The organism is Aureliella helgolandensis (assembly GCF_007752135.1).
GTDB classification, from domain to species: Bacteria; Planctomycetota; Planctomycetia; order Pirellulales; family Pirellulaceae; genus Aureliella; species Aureliella helgolandensis.
In genome coordinates this window covers 699,316-716,147 of record NZ_CP036298.1, presented here as the reverse complement: position 1 = coordinate 716,147, position 16,832 = coordinate 699,316, and the positions used below count along the sequence as shown (strand labels likewise).

Genomic DNA, 16,832 nt, shown 5'->3' with positions numbered 1-16,832 from the left:
TCGCTGGCCCGCATAGCACAAGCCTCACATGGTAAGAGGAGTCCGACAAAGGGTCTAGGACAAGCGCACGAATGTTCAGCAACCTGGGGGAGCATAATCCCCAAGCCTGCCACTTACCGGCTAATAATTTTAGGAACGATTTCGGGATTTCCCGCGAAGGGAGCCCACCAATCACCTCTGTAGCGGCCAATCCCCATCCCCGCTCTCAAGCTTGCGGAATGGCAGCTCGCCGTCTGAGCAAAGCTCAGAGACCGCAGCTGCAGACTGCGACCCCACAGCAGTTGAGGGGGAGGGACGGCCCCCAAGTTACGACTGAAACGCATTGAACTCCACCAGCCATCCCGTAGCGGATTGCCCCCCCTATTTGGCCGACTGGCCGCCAGCAGGCACCGCCCCTTCGCTCCAACGCAGCCCCAGCTCCCTCAGGAATCCCCCGGCAAGACGCAAAAAGCGAGTCATGTTAAAGTGGGAGCTCCCGGGGCTCTCCGGCGGCTATGCGGAGACAGGGCTGTGCACCACGTTTCCGCCCCCACACAACACTTGAAAGCCAAATGTGAACCACGACGAAGTCAACCCTCTAGCACTCAAACCACTCCTGAGTGAACAGTTGCTGATCGATGCGCTCCCAACAATCCTCGGCGATATCCCAGCCACTCGCTCGGTGGTGATCTCGCCCGGTCGAGCACAACTGGCCGACCGCTTGCTCGAAAGCGGCGCTTCGACCATGGCGACCGCTTGGTATCTCGACCTCTATGTGGCCGACAAGACCAGCCGATTTGTTAGCGAAGCCGTCGACGTCGTCTGCAGCAGCGATCTGCCAGAAGAGGAATTCGACTTTGTCGGCATGCCGGTGCTCAAGCGAAGCGAGTCGGAACTAACGCGAGACCTGCTCCAGCAGGGGCACCAGCGACTCCGTGAGGGAGGCGTATTGGCCACCAGCGTCGACAACGGCAAAGACCAGTGGCTGCACGAACAGATGCAAGGCATGTTTGACAAGGTTTCTTGCGACCGACAGAAAAACGGATGCGTCTACTGGGGACGAAAAACCAAACCACTTAAGAAGGTCAAAGACTTCTCGTGCCAGTTCGCATTCCGTGATGAAGAGCGATTGATTGAAATGTACAGCCGTCCCGGCGTCTTCTCCCACCGCCGACTCGACAACGGTGCTCGTCAATTGACACTCGTTGCAGAAGTGGGCCCCAGCGACACGGTACTCGACATGGGATGCGGAGCCGGCGCGGTGGCGCTCGCCTGCGCCTTCCGAACCACCGGTACGGTGTATGCCATCGATTCGCACGCTCGCGCCGTGGAATGCACTCAGCGTGGAGCAGAGCTCAACGGGCTGACCAACGTCCGTGCAATATTGAACGCCCAGGGCGCGCTCGATCTGCCGGAACCGGTCGATTTGGTCCTGGCCAATCCACCCTACTATGGAGACGATGCGATCTCCAAGCACTTTGTCGACACAGCCATCGAGGTACTTCGACCAGCAGGCGCACTGCTCGTGGTCACCAAGCAACCTCGGTGGTACCTCGACTACTTCGGCGACTTACTGGTCGACGTACTCGCCTTCGAATCCTCGAGATACCACGTTGTCTGCGGCCGTAAGATCTAGTTCACCAGACTGGCCAAGCGGGAGGGACTGCGACTTGGCCCCGCCTCCTTGAGCGCGTCGATCACCTGAGATTCCGTTATCAAATCCCGCAACAAAATCGGCTCGCCGTCTGGCGGATAGATAACCAGTAACGGAATGGAATTGCTCTGAAGCTCCTCCAATTTCTCACGAATTTCAGGAGAGTTGCCTGTCCAGTCCGCAACCATGGGAACCACGTTGTTCTCATGCACAATCTCCGACACACCCTCCTTATCAATGGCAACTCGCATGTTGATCTGACAGTTCAAACACCAGTTGGCGGTGAAGTCGACCATCACCGTCTTGCCTTCGCGACGCAGCTGCGCGAGGTGCGCTTCGTTGTAATCAACCCAAGGCAGCTTGGCGTCCAGCGGGCCAAAATAGGTGAAGCTGACGAAGACTCCGAGAGCGATTGTTATCAGACTAGCGCCTCGCGCCATCCAAATCCGGCCAGGATTGGAATACGCGGGGACTTGCCCAACCAACCAACAGGCAAACCACACCACGATCAACAGAATCAGCGTTGCGATGCGATGATCGCTATCGATCGCAGTTACGAAGAACACGACCGTCAGCAACAGCGGAAATGCCAAGACCTGCTTGAGCGTCTCCATCCATGGCCCCGGCTTGGGGAGTAATTTGATAAAGCCCGGATAGAAGCAGAGCGCCAGGTAGGGGAGCGCCATACCAATCCCAACGACCAAATAGAGTAGCAGCACGCTGGCCGACGACAGGGTCAAGCTCAGACCAAATAGGGCACCCAGCAAAGGCCCCGAGCAAGGAGTTGCCAGCACGGTCGTCAGAATCCCCTTGAGAAACGCTCCCAGCAGCCCCTCTTTCTCCATCAACTCTCCAGACTTGCTCGACATGGCAAAGCCGGGAATGGGAATCTCCCAAACGCCCAAGAAACTCAGTGCCATCGCAAAGACCAACGCAGCTAAGGCAACCTTAAATTCAAGGGAAGTGAATTGCTGCCCCCAGCCAAAGGCGGATCCGCTGATCACTTTGGCCGCAATCGTTGCAATGGCCAGTACGAGCATGACCCCCACGATGCCTGCCACGAAAGCCAGATTCAACTCGACCACTCGCCGGTGGCTGCTCCCCGCTTGATTCGCAAAACTCATGACCTTCAAGCCGATCACGGGCAACACGCAGGGCATAAAGTTGAGGATAAATCCTCCCGCCAGTGCGGCCAGGAGATGCATCAGGGTCAGGGAAACCGTCGCGGTGCTCCCTTGCTGCAGTGCAGACTTCGGAATTGCTCCCTCGGTATCAATCCAGCTCGCCAGGTTGGGAAGTTCTGCGACCGCATTGAAATCGGCTGCGGTTAACGCAAACGGTGCAGGGGAGGCCTGTGACTGCTCAGCGACGAGAATCTTCCCGTTGATGGCCACTCCAGCGCTCGGATCGCAACTGCGGTCGTTGCAGGTATAGAAGCCAACCAACAGCTCTAGGGGGTACTCCCCAGGCTTGGCACTCTCCGGGATGCGAACAGGAATTTTCCACGTCGTGGGGCCATCGTAATAGTATTCTGGAGCGTCGAGCCCCGCGTCAATCTCCACCAACTTCGTATCGGTAACCGGAGTTCCGAATTTCAAGCCAGCCTTACGCTTAGCGACGATGAGCGTGCGAAAGCTGGCAGCGGTGTCTCCGGGAACATACCGATAAACATGGTAGCCCGCATCGGTATTGGCGGTGAGCGTCAGCGTGACTTCCGATCCCGGTGCCGCCGCCTGATGGCTCAGCTCGGCAGACCAAATGGCGTGCGTCTTCTCGGGGCGAAACTCTGTGACAACCGCCTCCGCTGCATAGTGCTCCTTGAATGCAGCCTCCACGGTGTCTCCCGCTGGCACGCACGAACCCTCACCACACACCAACGCATCGACCTGCACTTTAAAGGTCGTCTTCTCGGGCGCAAATTCCTGCAGTACAGCAAATGGGGCGGTCCACACGACCTGCCCGTGATACTCCTGGATCTCTAGGCCGGGCCAAACGTCATCCAAGGCCAACGTCGGTTCGTGGTCTGCCACAAACGGGCCCGAGAGCTTGATCTGCTCTCCCTCAACCTCAATCGCAGTCGGCAGAGGGCCCCCTTCCGCCTGAGTCGTCGAGTAGGTGTGAAACCCATCCGCCACCTCGGCGAAAACGCTGAGCCTTCCCTCCTGACCATTGCGGTTCAGCGAGTACTCAGCTCGATACGAGACCTTCGGGCCAGCTTGCGCTGCGGAACCTACCGATGGTAGCCCCAAGCCACCAAACGGCGAGCCCTTTCCCTTTTGAGCCACGGCAGTTTGTGCTGCAGCCACCCACAGCAGCAGGGCCAGCACCCCCAAGCTTCGAACCGGGGAAGGTATTTTTAACATTTCGAGTCATCCTTAGGAGCGTGCGGGATCATATGGCTCACACACCAGCTTTTCAAAACAAAAACGCGAGAAGTCATCAATCAACCAAGCATTTCGGATTTGAAGCACCGCAATTTGGGGTTTCAGGTTATATTTACTCAGATTCTGTCAGCAGGGTCAACGTAGACTCACCAAATCCACCACGTTAAATGAAAGGATTTGGCAGTTACGAACACCCCACTTGTGCGGTGCAGCAGCTCGTTTTGTTGCCTGTACGATCCACTGGATTGATGCTTTAAAGCACTCGGAGTTCTCCCATGCACCGCTCATCGCTACCACAGCAGCTTCTAATAGGTCTATTCTCGGTCGCATTCCTTACAACGAATCTCGGATTTTGCCAGGAAAGCCAATCGTCTAATGCTAGCCAATGGATCCCCTTGTTTAACGGCAAAGACCTGGAGGGCTGGACTCCCAAAATACGCTACCACGAAGCGGGGGAGAACTTTGGTAATACGTTCCGCGTGGAAAGTGGTTTGCTAAAAGTTCGCTACGACGAGGCGAGTTACCCAGAATTCAACGAAACCTTTGGCCACCTGTTCTACAAAGACCGCTTCTCGCACTACCGCCTCAAAGCCGACGTGCGATTTGTGGGCGAGCAGTGCAAAGGGGGCCCCGGATGGGCGACACGCAATAGCGGCCTAATGCTGCACGGTGAATCCCCCGAGACCATGTCGCTGGACCAAGATTTCCCTGCCTCTATCGAATTCCAGCTCCTCGGAGGGAACGGAAAAGACAAGCGAACAACTGCTAATCTGTGCACTCCCGGAACCAACGTCGTCATGGATGGCGAACTCATCGAACGGCACTGCACAAGCTCTACTTCAAAAACTTTCCACGGAGATCAATGGGTAACCGTCGAGGTCGAGGTCCATGGCTCAGGTACCGTCAAGCACATCGTCGATGGGACCGTAGTGCTCGAATACTCCAAGAGCCAGCTCGATCCACGCGATCCCCACTCCAAAATGCTGGCCGAAAAGCAGGGCGGCCTCATGCTGGAGCAAGGAACGATTTCCCTGCAATCGGAAAGCCATCCCTGCGATTTCCGAAATATTGAACTGCTAGTCCTGGAAGAATAGCTGCCAATTCGCTGCCGAGGACTCCCCTGTGGACTCGCAGGGGTGGGCGTCTTCGCTCAAGCGGGCTGGCGAACTGAGCGCCACACCACCCCACAGCGGCATTCGCCCCCCCAAGCTCTTGGGGACACGGCACAGACCGCTAACAGAATAGTAACCACGCACGAGCTTTTCCGGACTCTGCATTACGGCTTGTGGTGATTGCTTTCCATGAGAACATATGGGTCCGGCCGCTTTGCGGTGGAGGCGTGCCTCCCTGAATTCCCGGATACTAAATCTCCGGATACTAAGATTTCCCTGGATACCTAAGATACATCGGCTCGCAATGCACAGAGCCGGGGGGGGGAGCGGCAGCCGGCGTAACGAAATCATCTACGAGGGACGAGCCTTAGTAGCTCGTCGAATTGAAAGCTCAACTATGTCGGACCTACCAGCAGATCGCCAATCCCCGGACAACGCCGAGGACTCCCAGGGCGATGAGGGAACAACAGCCAACGCTGCGGCTGAGCCGATCACGGACTCCACTCCCGCCGTCACCGTCCCTGCCAGTCAAAGCCTGCAGGAAGCGATCGAGCGGATGGAGTTGACGGTCGACCCAGCCTGCGTTCCTCAGTTGGATGCCTATTGCCAAGCCCTCTGGGGCTGGAATGAAAAGATCAACTTAACGCGGCACACGACCTACGATACCTTCGTGCGACGCGACCTGCTCGACAGCCTGCACCTAGCCGATCTCTTGGCAGAGAGTGAAGATGTGCTCGATATTGGCACCGGCGGAGGTGTCCCAGGTCTTTTGCTAGCTATACTTCGTCCCGACTTGAATGTGCATGTTTGCGATAGCGTGGCAAAGAAATCGCGCGCCGTGGACGATATGGTGAAACAGTTGCACCTGCCGGTCGCCGTGCATGCCTCTCGCGTCCAAGATGTTGTCGACGACCTTCGCTTTCATAGTTTAGTGACGCGAGCCGCCGGCAATATTTCGCAATTGCTAACCTGGCTTAAGGATTACTGGATGAGCTTTGATCGTTTGCTAGCAATCAAGGGCCCGCGTTGGGTCGACGAACGCGGTGAAGCGCGTCACCGCGGCTTGATGAATCAAATCACTCTCCGCCGCGTCGCCGCCTACCCGATGCCAGGTACGGAATCGGAATCAGTCATACTACAGTTCACGCGGGAGCGTTGAAGCTCTGGAGGCAACCGCCGGCTGAACCCTCCGTTGCTCCCATTCGCGTTCTCCCCCTTCGCATCTTCAGAAACCAATAGATACAGTTTGCCATGTCAGCTTATTCGCTTACCCACCTGAAGCTTCTCGAAGCCGAGAGCATCCATATCATTCGTGAAGTGGCTGCCGAGTTTTCGAAACCCGTCATGCTGTACTCGATCGGCAAAGATTCGTCGGTCATGACGCACCTGGCGCTCAAAGCATTCTATCCCGACAAGCCTCCGTTTCCCTTCCTGCACGTAGACACCACTTGGAAGTTTGGCGAGATGATCAAGTTCCGCGAGGAGTACGCGCGGAAGGAGCTGGGACTCGATATCATGGTGCACATCAATCATGAAGGGGCGGCACTCAACATCGATCCCTCCGAGAACTCGGAGAAACACACCGAGGTCATGAAGACCGACAGTCTCAAAAAAGCCCTCAACAAGTACGGGTTCGACGCGGCTTTCGGTGGCGCCCGCCGCGACGAGGAAAAGTCACGCGCCAAGGAACGCGTCTTCTCCTTCCGAGACAAATTCCACCGCTGGGACCCCAAGAATCAACGCCCCGAACTGTGGAGCCTGTACAACACCAAGGTGAACCCGGGCGAAAGCATCCGAGTTTTCCCCCTCAGCAATTGGACGGAGCTCGACGTTTGGCAATACATCCACCTGGAGCAAATCCCCATCGTCCCCCTCTACTACTCTGCCGAGCGGTCGGTGATCAACCGCGAAGGCACGTTGATTATGCAGGATGACGAGCGTCTAAAATTGCGCGATGGCGAGACCTTTGAGAAACGCAACGTGCGATTCCGGACTCTGGGTTGCTACCCGCTGACCGGTGCGGTCGAATCGGATGCCACCACGCTGCCACAAATCATTCAAGAGATGTTGCTGGCCAAGACCAGCGAACGTCAGGGACGCGTGATCGACCGTGATTCCGGTGGAACAGGGATGGAAGAGAAGAAGAAGCAAGGATACTTCTAACTCTCTAGCCTCCCGCAAGACGCCCTTTCCAACAATCCAGACGCGCCGCTGCACTCATGCAGCACGCTCTTCCGCATCCGGGCCATCGCCAGGCCCTCTTCAAGCCATTCGAGTTTTTTAGAGTTTTACGATGAGTCATCAAAGCGAACTAATTGCCCAGGATATCAATGCTTATCTCGCCCAACACGAGCGAAAGGAATTGCTGCGATTCATCACCTGCGGAAGTGTGGATGATGGCAAGAGCACTCTCATCGGTCGCCTTCTGTACGACTCCAAAATGCTATACGAGGACCAGTTGGCCCAACTGGAGAGCGAGTCGAAAGTGCATGGCACCACCGGCGGAAACTTCGATCCGGCCTTGGTCACCGACGGCCTGAAAGCAGAGCGGGAACAAGGCATTACGATCGACGTCGCCTACCGTTATTTCTCGACCGCCAAGCGTAAATTCATTATCGCCGACACTCCAGGCCACGAACAATACACCCGCAACATGGCCACCGGTGCGTCGAGCGCTGACCTGGCAGTTATCCTCATTGACGCGCGGCACGGGGTCCTAACACAAACCCGGCGGCACAGTTTTATCGTCTCGCTGCTGGGCATTCGCCACGTAATTGTCACCGTCAACAAAATGGATTTGGTCGATTTCAGCCAGGAGCGGTTCGACGAAATCTGCAATGATTATCGAGACTTTGCGGCCAGACTTGACTTACCCGACTTGCATTTCATTCCAATCTCCGCCTTGAGTGGCGATAACGTCGTCGACCCCAGTCCCAACATGCCCTGGTACCGCGGCAGCACGTTGATGAACTTCCTGGAAACCGTCTACATTGGCTCGGACCGCAACTTTGAAGACTTCCGTTTCCCGGTTCAATACGTCAATCGCCCCAACCTCAATTTCCGTGGTTTTTGTGGCACGGTAGCTTCCGGCATTATCCGCAAGGGCGACGAAATCACCGTCTTGCCAAACCGGCAAACGTCCAAGGTCAAAAGCATCGTGACCTACGATGGCGAGGTGGACGAAGCCTTCACTCCGCAGTCCGTAACGCTGACGCTAGAAGATGAGATCGATTGCAGCCGTGGCGATATGATCGTGCGGCCTGGAAACACCCCCAGGGTCAGCAACGACTTCGATGCCATGCTGGTATGGATGAGTGCGGAACCGATGATTCCAGGAAAGTCGTATCTGTTCAAGCACACAACGCAATCCTGCACCGGCCAAATCGAATCGCTACGCTACCGCGTCGATGTGAACACACTGCACCGTTCGCCTGCACCCGATTTGCAACTCAACGAAATTGGACGCTGCACGATCACGTTAAGTCAGCCAATTTTTCACGATCCCTATCGTCGCAACCGCACCACCGGTGCATTTATCATCGTCGATCGATTGAGCAATGTGACGATGGCCGCCGGCATGATCACGGCCCGCGAGGCAGACAAGAAGGCGAAGTTAGCGCCGTGGGAGATTGATGGTTCTCAGGAGGACGATACGGCTCAGAACATAGCCAGAGTTTCGGCAGAGGAGCGTCAAGCGCGACTGGGGCAAACCCCCGCCACCCTACTGCTCACGGGATTGAGCGGAAGTGGCAAGTCGACGATCGCCTACGGGGTTGAGCGAGCCTTGTTCGACATGGGACGGACCGCCATCGTGCTCGATGGGGAAGATTTGCGACGTGGCCTGAGTCGGGACCTGCGATACACTCCCGACGACCGCTCCGAGAATCTACGGCGCAGTGCCCACATGGCGAGACTACTCAACCAAAACGGCTTCATCTGCTTGGCTGCCTTCATTGCTCCCGACGCGGAAACACGCAACAAGGCATCCGAACTCATCGGTGCCGATCATTTCCTGACCGTCCATATCGACGCCCCACTCGACGTCTGCCAGAGCCGGGATCCACGTGGGCACTACCTCCATGCCGGAGCAGGGGCAATGCCCAAACTTCCCGGCGCAGGAACTCCTTACGAAGTGCCACAATCCCCAGACCTGCACCTCAATACGGCAGAGTTGTCGATCGACGAATGCGTTGAAAAAGTGATTGCACTGATGCGTGACAGAAAACTCATCCGTTAGCTCCCCTCCGGGCCATCCTACCTCCACACCTCACTACCGGCGCATCTGGCGATGACTCATCGACCTATTAGAAAAATATTGGCCGCGAATCGCAGTGAAATTGCAACTCGCGTTTTCCGCAGCGCTCATGAACTCGGAATTCGCACCGTTGCAATGTACTCGCACGAAGACCGCTTCGCACTCCACCGATTCAAGGCCGATGAAGCTTATTCGATCGGTAAAGTTGGAGAACCGATACGCTCCTATCTGGATATCGAGGGAATCGTCGAACTGTGCCTACGCCATAACATTGACGCGGTCCACCCCGGTTATGGTTTTCTCGCGGAGAACCCCACGTTCGCGGAAAAACTAGAGCAAGCGGGGATTATTTTTGTGGGCCCAAGCGTCCACGCACTCCGCCAACTGGGTGACAAAGTCGCCGCGCGGGACATTGCCATCAAGGCTGGCGTGCCAGTCTTGCCTGGCAGCTCCAAGTCGATCACGAGCGTGGAAGAGGCGCTGCAAGTCGCTGCGTCCATGGGGTACCCCATCATGCTCAAAGCGGCCAAGGGTGGTGGTGGCCGTGGAATGCGCATGGTCGATAAGGAAGCGGACTTACCCGCCGCCCTGGAATCGGCACAGCGTGAGTCGCTCAATGCCTTTGGTAGCGATGAGGTGTTCGTCGAAAAACTTGTGCGACGCGCTCGACATTTCGAGGTCCAACTCCTGGGTGACGATCACGGCAGCCTAATCCACTTGCATGAACGGGATTGCTCCGTGCAGAGACGCCACCAGAAGGTCGTCGAATTAGCACCGGCCCCCAATCTGGCACCAGCGATTGCCGCTGAACTGCATTCCGCCGCCCTGGCAATCGGAAATGCGGTCGGCTATCGCGCCGCCGGTACCGTCGAATTCCTGTACGACACCGACGCGCAGAAGTTTTACTTCATCGAAGTCAATCCTCGCATTCAAGTCGAGCATACCGTCACCGAAGAAGTCACCGGTATCGACCTAGTACGCGCCCAAATATTGGTCGCCATGGGACATCAACTCGGCGATGAATCGGTCGGCCTACCGCTGCAAAACGAAGTGGCCGTTCATGGATTTGCCATGCAATGCCGCGTGACGACCGAAGATCCCGCCAACCAGTTCCGCCCCGACTATGGTCGCATCACTCACTATCGCAGCGCCGGTGGCCTGGGAATCCGCCTGGATGCGGGCAGCGCCTTTAGTGGCGCCGTGGTCAACCCCTTCTACGATTCCATGCTGGTCAAAGTTACCGCTCGCGGCCGGACGTTGCGTGAAGCGGCCGGACGCATGGAACGCTGCCTGCAAGAGTTTCGCATTCGCGGAGTGAAGACCAACATCCCCTTCCTCATCCGCATGATTGGCAATGAAATCTTCTTGAACGGAGAAGCCACCACCCGATTGATTGATTCGACTCCCGAATTGTTCGAACTCCCCGCTCGTCGAGATCGGGCAACCCGCGTCTTGCGTTATCTAGCCAACGTCGTGGTCAACGGAAACGAATTGGTCAAGGGACGCCCTGTCGCAACGCGGCGTGAACCAGCTCCGATCCCCAAGCTCCAGGCCAAAGCGCCGCTCCCCAAGGGGACACGCGACCTCTTGAAAGAACTTGGGCCAGAGCGTTTCTCGCAATGGATTCGCGATGAAAAATCGTTGCTCATCACCGACACGACCATGCGGGATGCCCACCAATCGTTGCTTGCAACACGCCTCCGCACCTACGACATGTTGCAGATTGCGGAAACCTACGCCCATCGCGCGGCCGAGTTTTTCTCGCTCGAAATGTGGGGCGGTGCAACCTTCGACACCTCAATGCGTTTCCTGAAAGAGAGCCCCTGGCAACGCTTGACCCAAATGCGCGAGCGCTGCCCCAACATCTTATTTCAGATGTTGCTACGCGCTAGTAACGCAGTCGGTTACACCAACTACCCCGACAACGTCGTCAAGGCGTTTGTCAAGGAAGCCGCCGATGCGGGAATCGACGTATTTCGCGTGTTTGACGCCCTGAACTGGGTCGACAACATGCAAGTGGCCATGGAGGCTGTCCTGGATAGCGGTGCCATTTGCGAGGCATCCATCTGTTATTCCGGCGACATCCTGAACCCCGCCCGACAAAAATACAGTCTGAAGTACTACGTCGATTTGGCCAAACATCTCGAAAAACTGGGCGCTCACATCCTGGCCATTAAGGATATGGCTGGCTTGTGCAAGCCCGCCGCAGCCCGACAACTCATCAAAGCACTGAAGCAAGAGATTGGGATCCCCATCCACTTCCACACCCACGACACGGCTGGACTGCAGGCTGCTTCGATCCTGGCCGGAGCGGAGGAGGACCTGGACATCGCTGATGCAGCCCTAGCCTCGCTTTCTGGCGGAACCAGCCAAGTCAACTTGAACACTCTGGTGGAATCCCTCCGCTTCGGTCCGCGCGATAGCGCCCTGTCGACTTCCGCCTTAACCGAACTCTCCACCTACTGGAAAGCGGTTCGCGAGTTCTACCTGCCGTTCGAAAGCGAAGCACTGGCCGCCGGCGGCGACCTGTACGAACACGAAATGCCTGGCGGACAATACACCAACTTGTACCAACAGGCCCGCGCACTGGGACTAGCCGACCGCTGGACCGAAGTCTGCAAGACTTACGCAGAGGTCAACCAGATGTTTGGGGACATCGTCAAAGTCACCCCGACCTCCAAAGCGGTGGGAGACATGGCGCTGTTCATGGTGGCAGGGCAGCTGACTGCGACGGATGTGCTCAATGCCGATCGCGATCTCTCACCACCTGCCTCGGTCGTCGATCTACTCAGTGGCATGATGGGCCAACCACCGGGAGGATTTCCTCCCCAAGCCCAAAAGGCGATTTTACGCGATCGCCCGCTGGTGACCGGACGCCCCGGCGCATCGCTCCCGCCGGCGGACTTCGAAGCCACGCGCGAGAAGCTCACGGGCCTGCTGGGCGTTGCCGCCACCGACCGTGAATGCGTCACCCACCTCCTGTACCCTAAGGTGTACGAGGATTTCATCGCGCACCGGAAGCTGTACGGTGACGTGAGCACACTGCAAACTCCCTATTTCTTCTATGGGGCAGACCTGGCTGAAGAAATCATCGTCGACATCGAAGAGGGAAAACGGCTGATCATCCGCTTCCTGGCCGTGGGACAGCCCAAGCCCGACGGGACCCGCACCGTCTTCTTCGAACTCAACGGACAACCCCGCGAAGTGGAGGTCATTGACCATTCCATGGAAGATGCGGTAGCCAAAGCGGTCCAGGCCGACCCAGCTAACCCCACTCACGTCGCGGCCAGCATGCCAGGTATGGTGATTGGAGTCTCAATCAAAGCGGGAGACACAGTCAAGAAGGGGGATAAGCTACTGACCCTGGAAGCAATGAAAATGGAAACCACCATTTCCGCCGAGTCGGATGGTCAAGTCTCGCAATTACTGGTCAAATCGGGCTCACAGGTCGAAGCGGGTGATCTGCTGCTGGTGGTTGAATAGAGCACAGACGCTCAAATCCCAGTCTACCGCTTACTTCCGTTAACGCTCACTACAGGGGTTGAGGAGTCGAGATGGCATTGAGAATCGGTGAGTACGTACGTGCTGGTGAATTGCGCAACAATCGTCGCAATGGCGTGTACGGCTGGATCGAATTCGCCGCCGACTATGGAATTCGCATCGAGTTGACCGGAAATCTCAAAGGGGAATTGGAGGGCAAAAACTTCCGACTCCAGGTCCCACTCCCCCCCGACGCTGCTCAACTTGAACCTGGCACATTCCCCGATGAAATCGAGCAATTGGCCGATCGACAAATCGGCGTCGTTGGCGAGATGGAATTGCGGTCTGTCCGCATTCCCCTACTCCCGCTCGATCAATGGCGAAAACTCAGTCCTCAAGAGAAGATCGCGAACTCAGAAGAACAGAAATGCCTCTACCTCGAGTGGTTCAGCCAAAATGGGCGAGTGGTCGCCGAGATTCTCGCCCCAGAGATCGAGTTGCTGCCCGATGACCTAGGGGATGACGACAGCGAGGACGAAGACGAAGAGCGGTACGGTCTGGGGTTCACAGAAGTCCGAGTTGGTGAGGACGATGAAACTGGCAACAATTTTGTTCTAGATGGCTCCGACGAAGAGGACGATGAGGAAGAGGAGGACGACAATCCGTATGGTTTGTTCGATGAAAATCTCGATCGCAAAGTCGCTGAATCACTCGGTCCCATCGTAGACCAAGAATTCGACGAACGAGAGCCACCGAGCGAGGGTGGATTGCGAGCCTGGGATCAGGCAATTCCTGGCCTCGACCCAGAAACCAAAGCCATGTACGAGCAATGGGATGAGATCTTCGAAGGCAAAAAGGACGAACCACTCTCCTACCTCTTCGAAACTCCACTCAAGCTCCCCAAGCCCGATGCGGTGTTGACCGATGAAGAGGCTTTGCCACTCGTCACAGCCATCCTGGCCCAACTTGCACTGCTCAGCGTAGCCCTGGACGTGTGCGAGCATTTCACTCCGCTCGACACCTACCAACTCTTAATGACCGAGATTCTCCCAACCGCCAAAGTCCATCCCAATTTAGCCGCCACCGAAATGGTCCAACACTATTCGACGAGCGACTATTGCGACGAATGCGAAGCGGAGTTCGAACGCGAATTGGGGGACGATTCTACAGACTCCCCAGATCCCGAAGCAACGTAACCGGTTTCGTTCAATAGCAGCCAGCCAAAATAGTAACCCACCGCGTGACGGGCTGTTGAAATAGTAACCCGCCGCGTAACGGGCTGTCCAAATAGTAACCCGCCGCGTGAGCAAGGAAAGATAACCTCTGCTACAAGTCAATTAAGGACGCGACCTCCGCATTAAAATTCAAATTGCGATTAAATCAACAGCTGCGTGAGCAAGGAAGCTAGTCACCGCTGCAGCCTGATCCCAAGCACGCCCCCCACAGTCAGCCTCCCCTCCAAACAAACAACCCTGTGCACCAGCAATAGCTACGCTTCCTATTGAGCTGCGCAACTTCACATCCTGAATAGAGCAGCAGAGTTTGCTAGAAGGCTGCAGACAAATAGCAGAGCAGGCAACCAGTACGAGAGCTTGCCCCCCTCGCGTCTCCCATCTTCCTGCCAACATCTTCCTGCCCAAACGCCTGCCTGGATACTTCGCAGCGGTAAGCGTGGTTGGAAGCAGACCCTGACGGTGAGCTGCTTTTCATGAGGAAGGCTCGGTTCCCTCTGATTCGAACCAACGCGTCGACAAGCACGACGGGAACGGAACGCCTGAACGAAGCACAACCCCGACGCACCGCAATCCTTGACTTACTCACCCGACATTCACCCAGGCTTAGTTCCCGCAGGCGACGTCAATTGGGCTGTGAATAGTGACACCCAGCTTCTCAGTAACATGCACGTAACCCAGCGTGGTTTTGACGTCTTTGTGCCCCATGAGTTTCTGGACGGTTTGGATGTCAGCCCCACCTTCAATCATATGCGTCGCAAAACTATGGCGAAGAGAATGGGGGACGCCATTTTTGAGGATTTCCGATAGCCTCAAAGCACGCTTGAAAGTGGTCGTAAACTGCTCTGCACCAATGTGATGGCGCCATGCAATGCCAGAGCGTTTGTCTCGACTCCGCTGACGCGAAGGGAAGATCCACTTCCAAGCCAACTCGCGGCACGCGTTGGGATACTTCTTGGACAGTGCGTAAGGCATGTAAACTTGCGCAAATCCCTGTTCCACATCCATCTCATGGAAATACTTGGCAACTGATATTTGACGCTTAAGCTCTGAAACAGCCTGCGTCGGTAGAAAGGTAATTCGGTCTTTGGCTCCCTTGCCGTCGCGCACCACAATATGCTGCTCATCAAAACAAATATCCTTGACGCGGAGTCGTCGACATTCTTTGTGTCGCAATCCAGCGCCGTAGATCAGCAAGAACATTAAGCGATGCTCACCCACGAAATGCTCTAGTAATTTTTCGATTTCCGACCGACTGAACCAAACTGGGATCGATTCCGTTTTCCGAGCGCGGACTGCGTTGAGAAACCCAAGTTTTTTACCGATCACGCACTGGAACACAAACAGCAGGCTGGACTGCGCTTGATTCTGCGTGCTCGGACTAACACTCCCCTCGACTGCCAGCGTCGTCAGGAAATCGCCAATATCCTGCTCGTCGAATTGCTCGAGCGACTCCGAGCCCACGTGCTTGCTGAACCGCTTCACCCAACGCACGTAGGCCCGCTCGGTATCCATCGAATAGTGCAGCACTCGCAACTCGCTCCGCATGGTCTGAATCCATGGCGATTCTCCCTTATTGAGATTGCCTTGCAGCTTCTTCAATTCTTCAGCAGTTGGCGGCGCGTGGACATCAACATTCCGCTCTCGCCTGGCAAGTTGAGTGAGCGTCAAGATCACGTCGGTCAAATCCGGCTCAGATCGCTGCAATACACGATCTCGATAGCACTCCAAGGCTCGCACGGCCTGCAGACGCTGCCAAGCTGGCGCCCCATTTTTCAGCAAGCTCTGGGAAAACTTGACGACTGAGTTTCGATTGATGGGGAGATTGATTGCCAACCCATTGCGGAAATTCATCGCGTAGCGTCGCAACCATTTGGGAAACCATGAACCATCAGCTCAAATTTAGCTAGCGTCATAGCACAATTCCTCTTCAGCACTGACCGGCATCGCTCCATAGAGCCCCAGGATCCCCCCACCAGGCGACTCACATCCCCGTTTTAGCACTCCCAGCAATATCCGTCAAATAGCTTGACCCAACCGGTCGTATTGGGTAATTTACCTAATACCCCCGAAGCTGTTCGGGGATAACTATGTTGTTCCCCGACTGAATCGGAGACTCTGCGTTCAATCTCAAATTTGACTTTGTCTTTCGGTCGTTGAATGACCGCTTGCGTCGCTACGACTCTGCCAGTGCCTGCGGCAAATGGAACACTACGCTCATAGACGACTTTCGCTCAGATTCCGATTTTATTCGCGCGGCTGACGAACTATTCAGCGACGTGGTGAGCCGGCACACGAATGGAGAGTGCATCACATCGGATGGGCTGTTACTTGAGACCGCAAATATCGTGCTTGGTGGCTCTATCGATCTCTGCTTTCGGCTTGATTTTCTTGATGCCCCGGATGGGTGCGGTATGGCTCCCGCAAAATTCTCTGTCGCGACCGACACCACTCGTGATGACTGCATGCTCGCCACACTGTGCTGTGGATTGCGAGAACCTGACGGAAACTTCTGGTATCCTTCCACCAGACGAATGCCCAGCGTCACGATGCCAGACGACTACGACTGGGCATACTCCCACACTCGCGTCTACGGTCTCCCGACGATCTCATCTTGGATTGATCGGCGAACTCCAAAACGCGGGGAACCATGACATGCACGGGAGCACGGCTTGCGGCGTTTTTCGCAATGGATAGTCAACCCTCCGCGCCCCGTGATGTCCGCCGTTGAACTAA

Annotated in this window: 10 protein-coding genes; 8 read left to right on the top strand and 2 right to left on the bottom strand. The window is 56.1% G+C overall.

Annotated features, from left to right (window positions below; genetic code table 11):
* The first annotated feature begins 553 nt into the window (after nt 1-553).
* Nucleotides 554-1,615, top strand: a complete 1,062-nt coding sequence (locus Q31a_RS02615) for a class I SAM-dependent methyltransferase (RefSeq protein ID WP_145073571.1) — start codon at nt 554-556, stop codon at nt 1,613-1,615.
* Here Q31a_RS02615 and Q31a_RS02610 read toward each other — a convergent pair.
* Nucleotides 1,612-3,996: a protein-disulfide reductase DsbD family protein gene (locus Q31a_RS02610; RefSeq protein WP_145073568.1), complete on the bottom strand. Its 2,385-nt coding sequence runs from the start codon at nt 3,994-3,996 to the stop codon at nt 1,612-1,614. The genes Q31a_RS02615 and Q31a_RS02610 overlap by 4 nt on opposite strands.
* A 296-nt stretch (nt 3,997-4,292) precedes the next feature.
* Here Q31a_RS02610 and Q31a_RS02605 point away from each other — a divergent pair, with 296 nt between their 5' ends.
* The 6 genes from Q31a_RS02605 to Q31a_RS02580 all read left to right on the top strand — a co-directional run bounded on the left by Q31a_RS02605 (nt 4,293) and on the right by Q31a_RS02580 (nt 14,060).
* Nucleotides 4,293-5,111, top strand: a complete 819-nt coding sequence (locus Q31a_RS02605) for a 3-keto-disaccharide hydrolase (protein ID WP_145073565.1) — start codon at nt 4,293-4,295, stop codon at nt 5,109-5,111.
* Nucleotides 5,112-5,526: 415 nt separating this feature from the next.
* Entirely contained in the window at nt 5,527-6,288 is a 762-nt protein-coding gene (rsmG, locus tag Q31a_RS02600) for a 16S rRNA (guanine(527)-N(7))-methyltransferase RsmG (protein ID WP_197356078.1), read from the top strand.
* Between the two features lie 92 nt (nt 6,289-6,380).
* Nucleotides 6,381-7,292, top strand: a complete 912-nt coding sequence (gene cysD, locus Q31a_RS02595; protein ID WP_145073558.1) for a sulfate adenylyltransferase subunit CysD — start codon at nt 6,381-6,383, stop codon at nt 7,290-7,292.
* Between the two features lie 130 nt (nt 7,293-7,422).
* Entirely contained in the window at nt 7,423-9,366 is a 1,944-nt protein-coding gene (gene cysN / locus Q31a_RS02590; RefSeq protein WP_145073554.1) for a sulfate adenylyltransferase subunit CysN, read from the top strand.
* A gap of 51 nt (nt 9,367-9,417) precedes the next feature.
* Entirely contained in the window at nt 9,418-12,867 is a 3,450-nt protein-coding gene (locus tag Q31a_RS02585; RefSeq protein ID WP_145073551.1) for a pyruvate carboxylase, read from the top strand.
* Nucleotides 12,868-12,938: 71 nt separating this feature from the next.
* Nucleotides 12,939-14,060: a hypothetical protein gene (locus Q31a_RS02580; RefSeq protein WP_145073548.1), complete on the top strand. Its 1,122-nt coding sequence runs from the start codon at nt 12,939-12,941 to the stop codon at nt 14,058-14,060.
* A gap of 642 nt (nt 14,061-14,702) precedes the next feature.
* On the opposite strand, the gene Q31a_RS02575 is transcribed toward Q31a_RS02580, so the two are convergent.
* The gene (locus Q31a_RS02575; RefSeq protein ID WP_145073544.1) at nt 14,703-15,950 is read right to left on the bottom strand and encodes an integron integrase; all 1,248 of its coding nucleotides are present in this window, start codon (nt 15,948-15,950) and stop codon (nt 14,703-14,705) included.
* A 314-nt stretch (nt 15,951-16,264) separates the two neighbouring features.
* Here Q31a_RS02575 and Q31a_RS02570 point away from each other — a divergent pair, with 314 nt between their 5' ends.
* A complete protein-coding gene (locus Q31a_RS02570; protein WP_145073541.1) occupies nt 16,265-16,750 on the top strand; it encodes a hypothetical protein in 486 nt (161 codons plus the stop codon).
* Nucleotides 16,751-16,832: the final 82 nt, after the last annotated feature.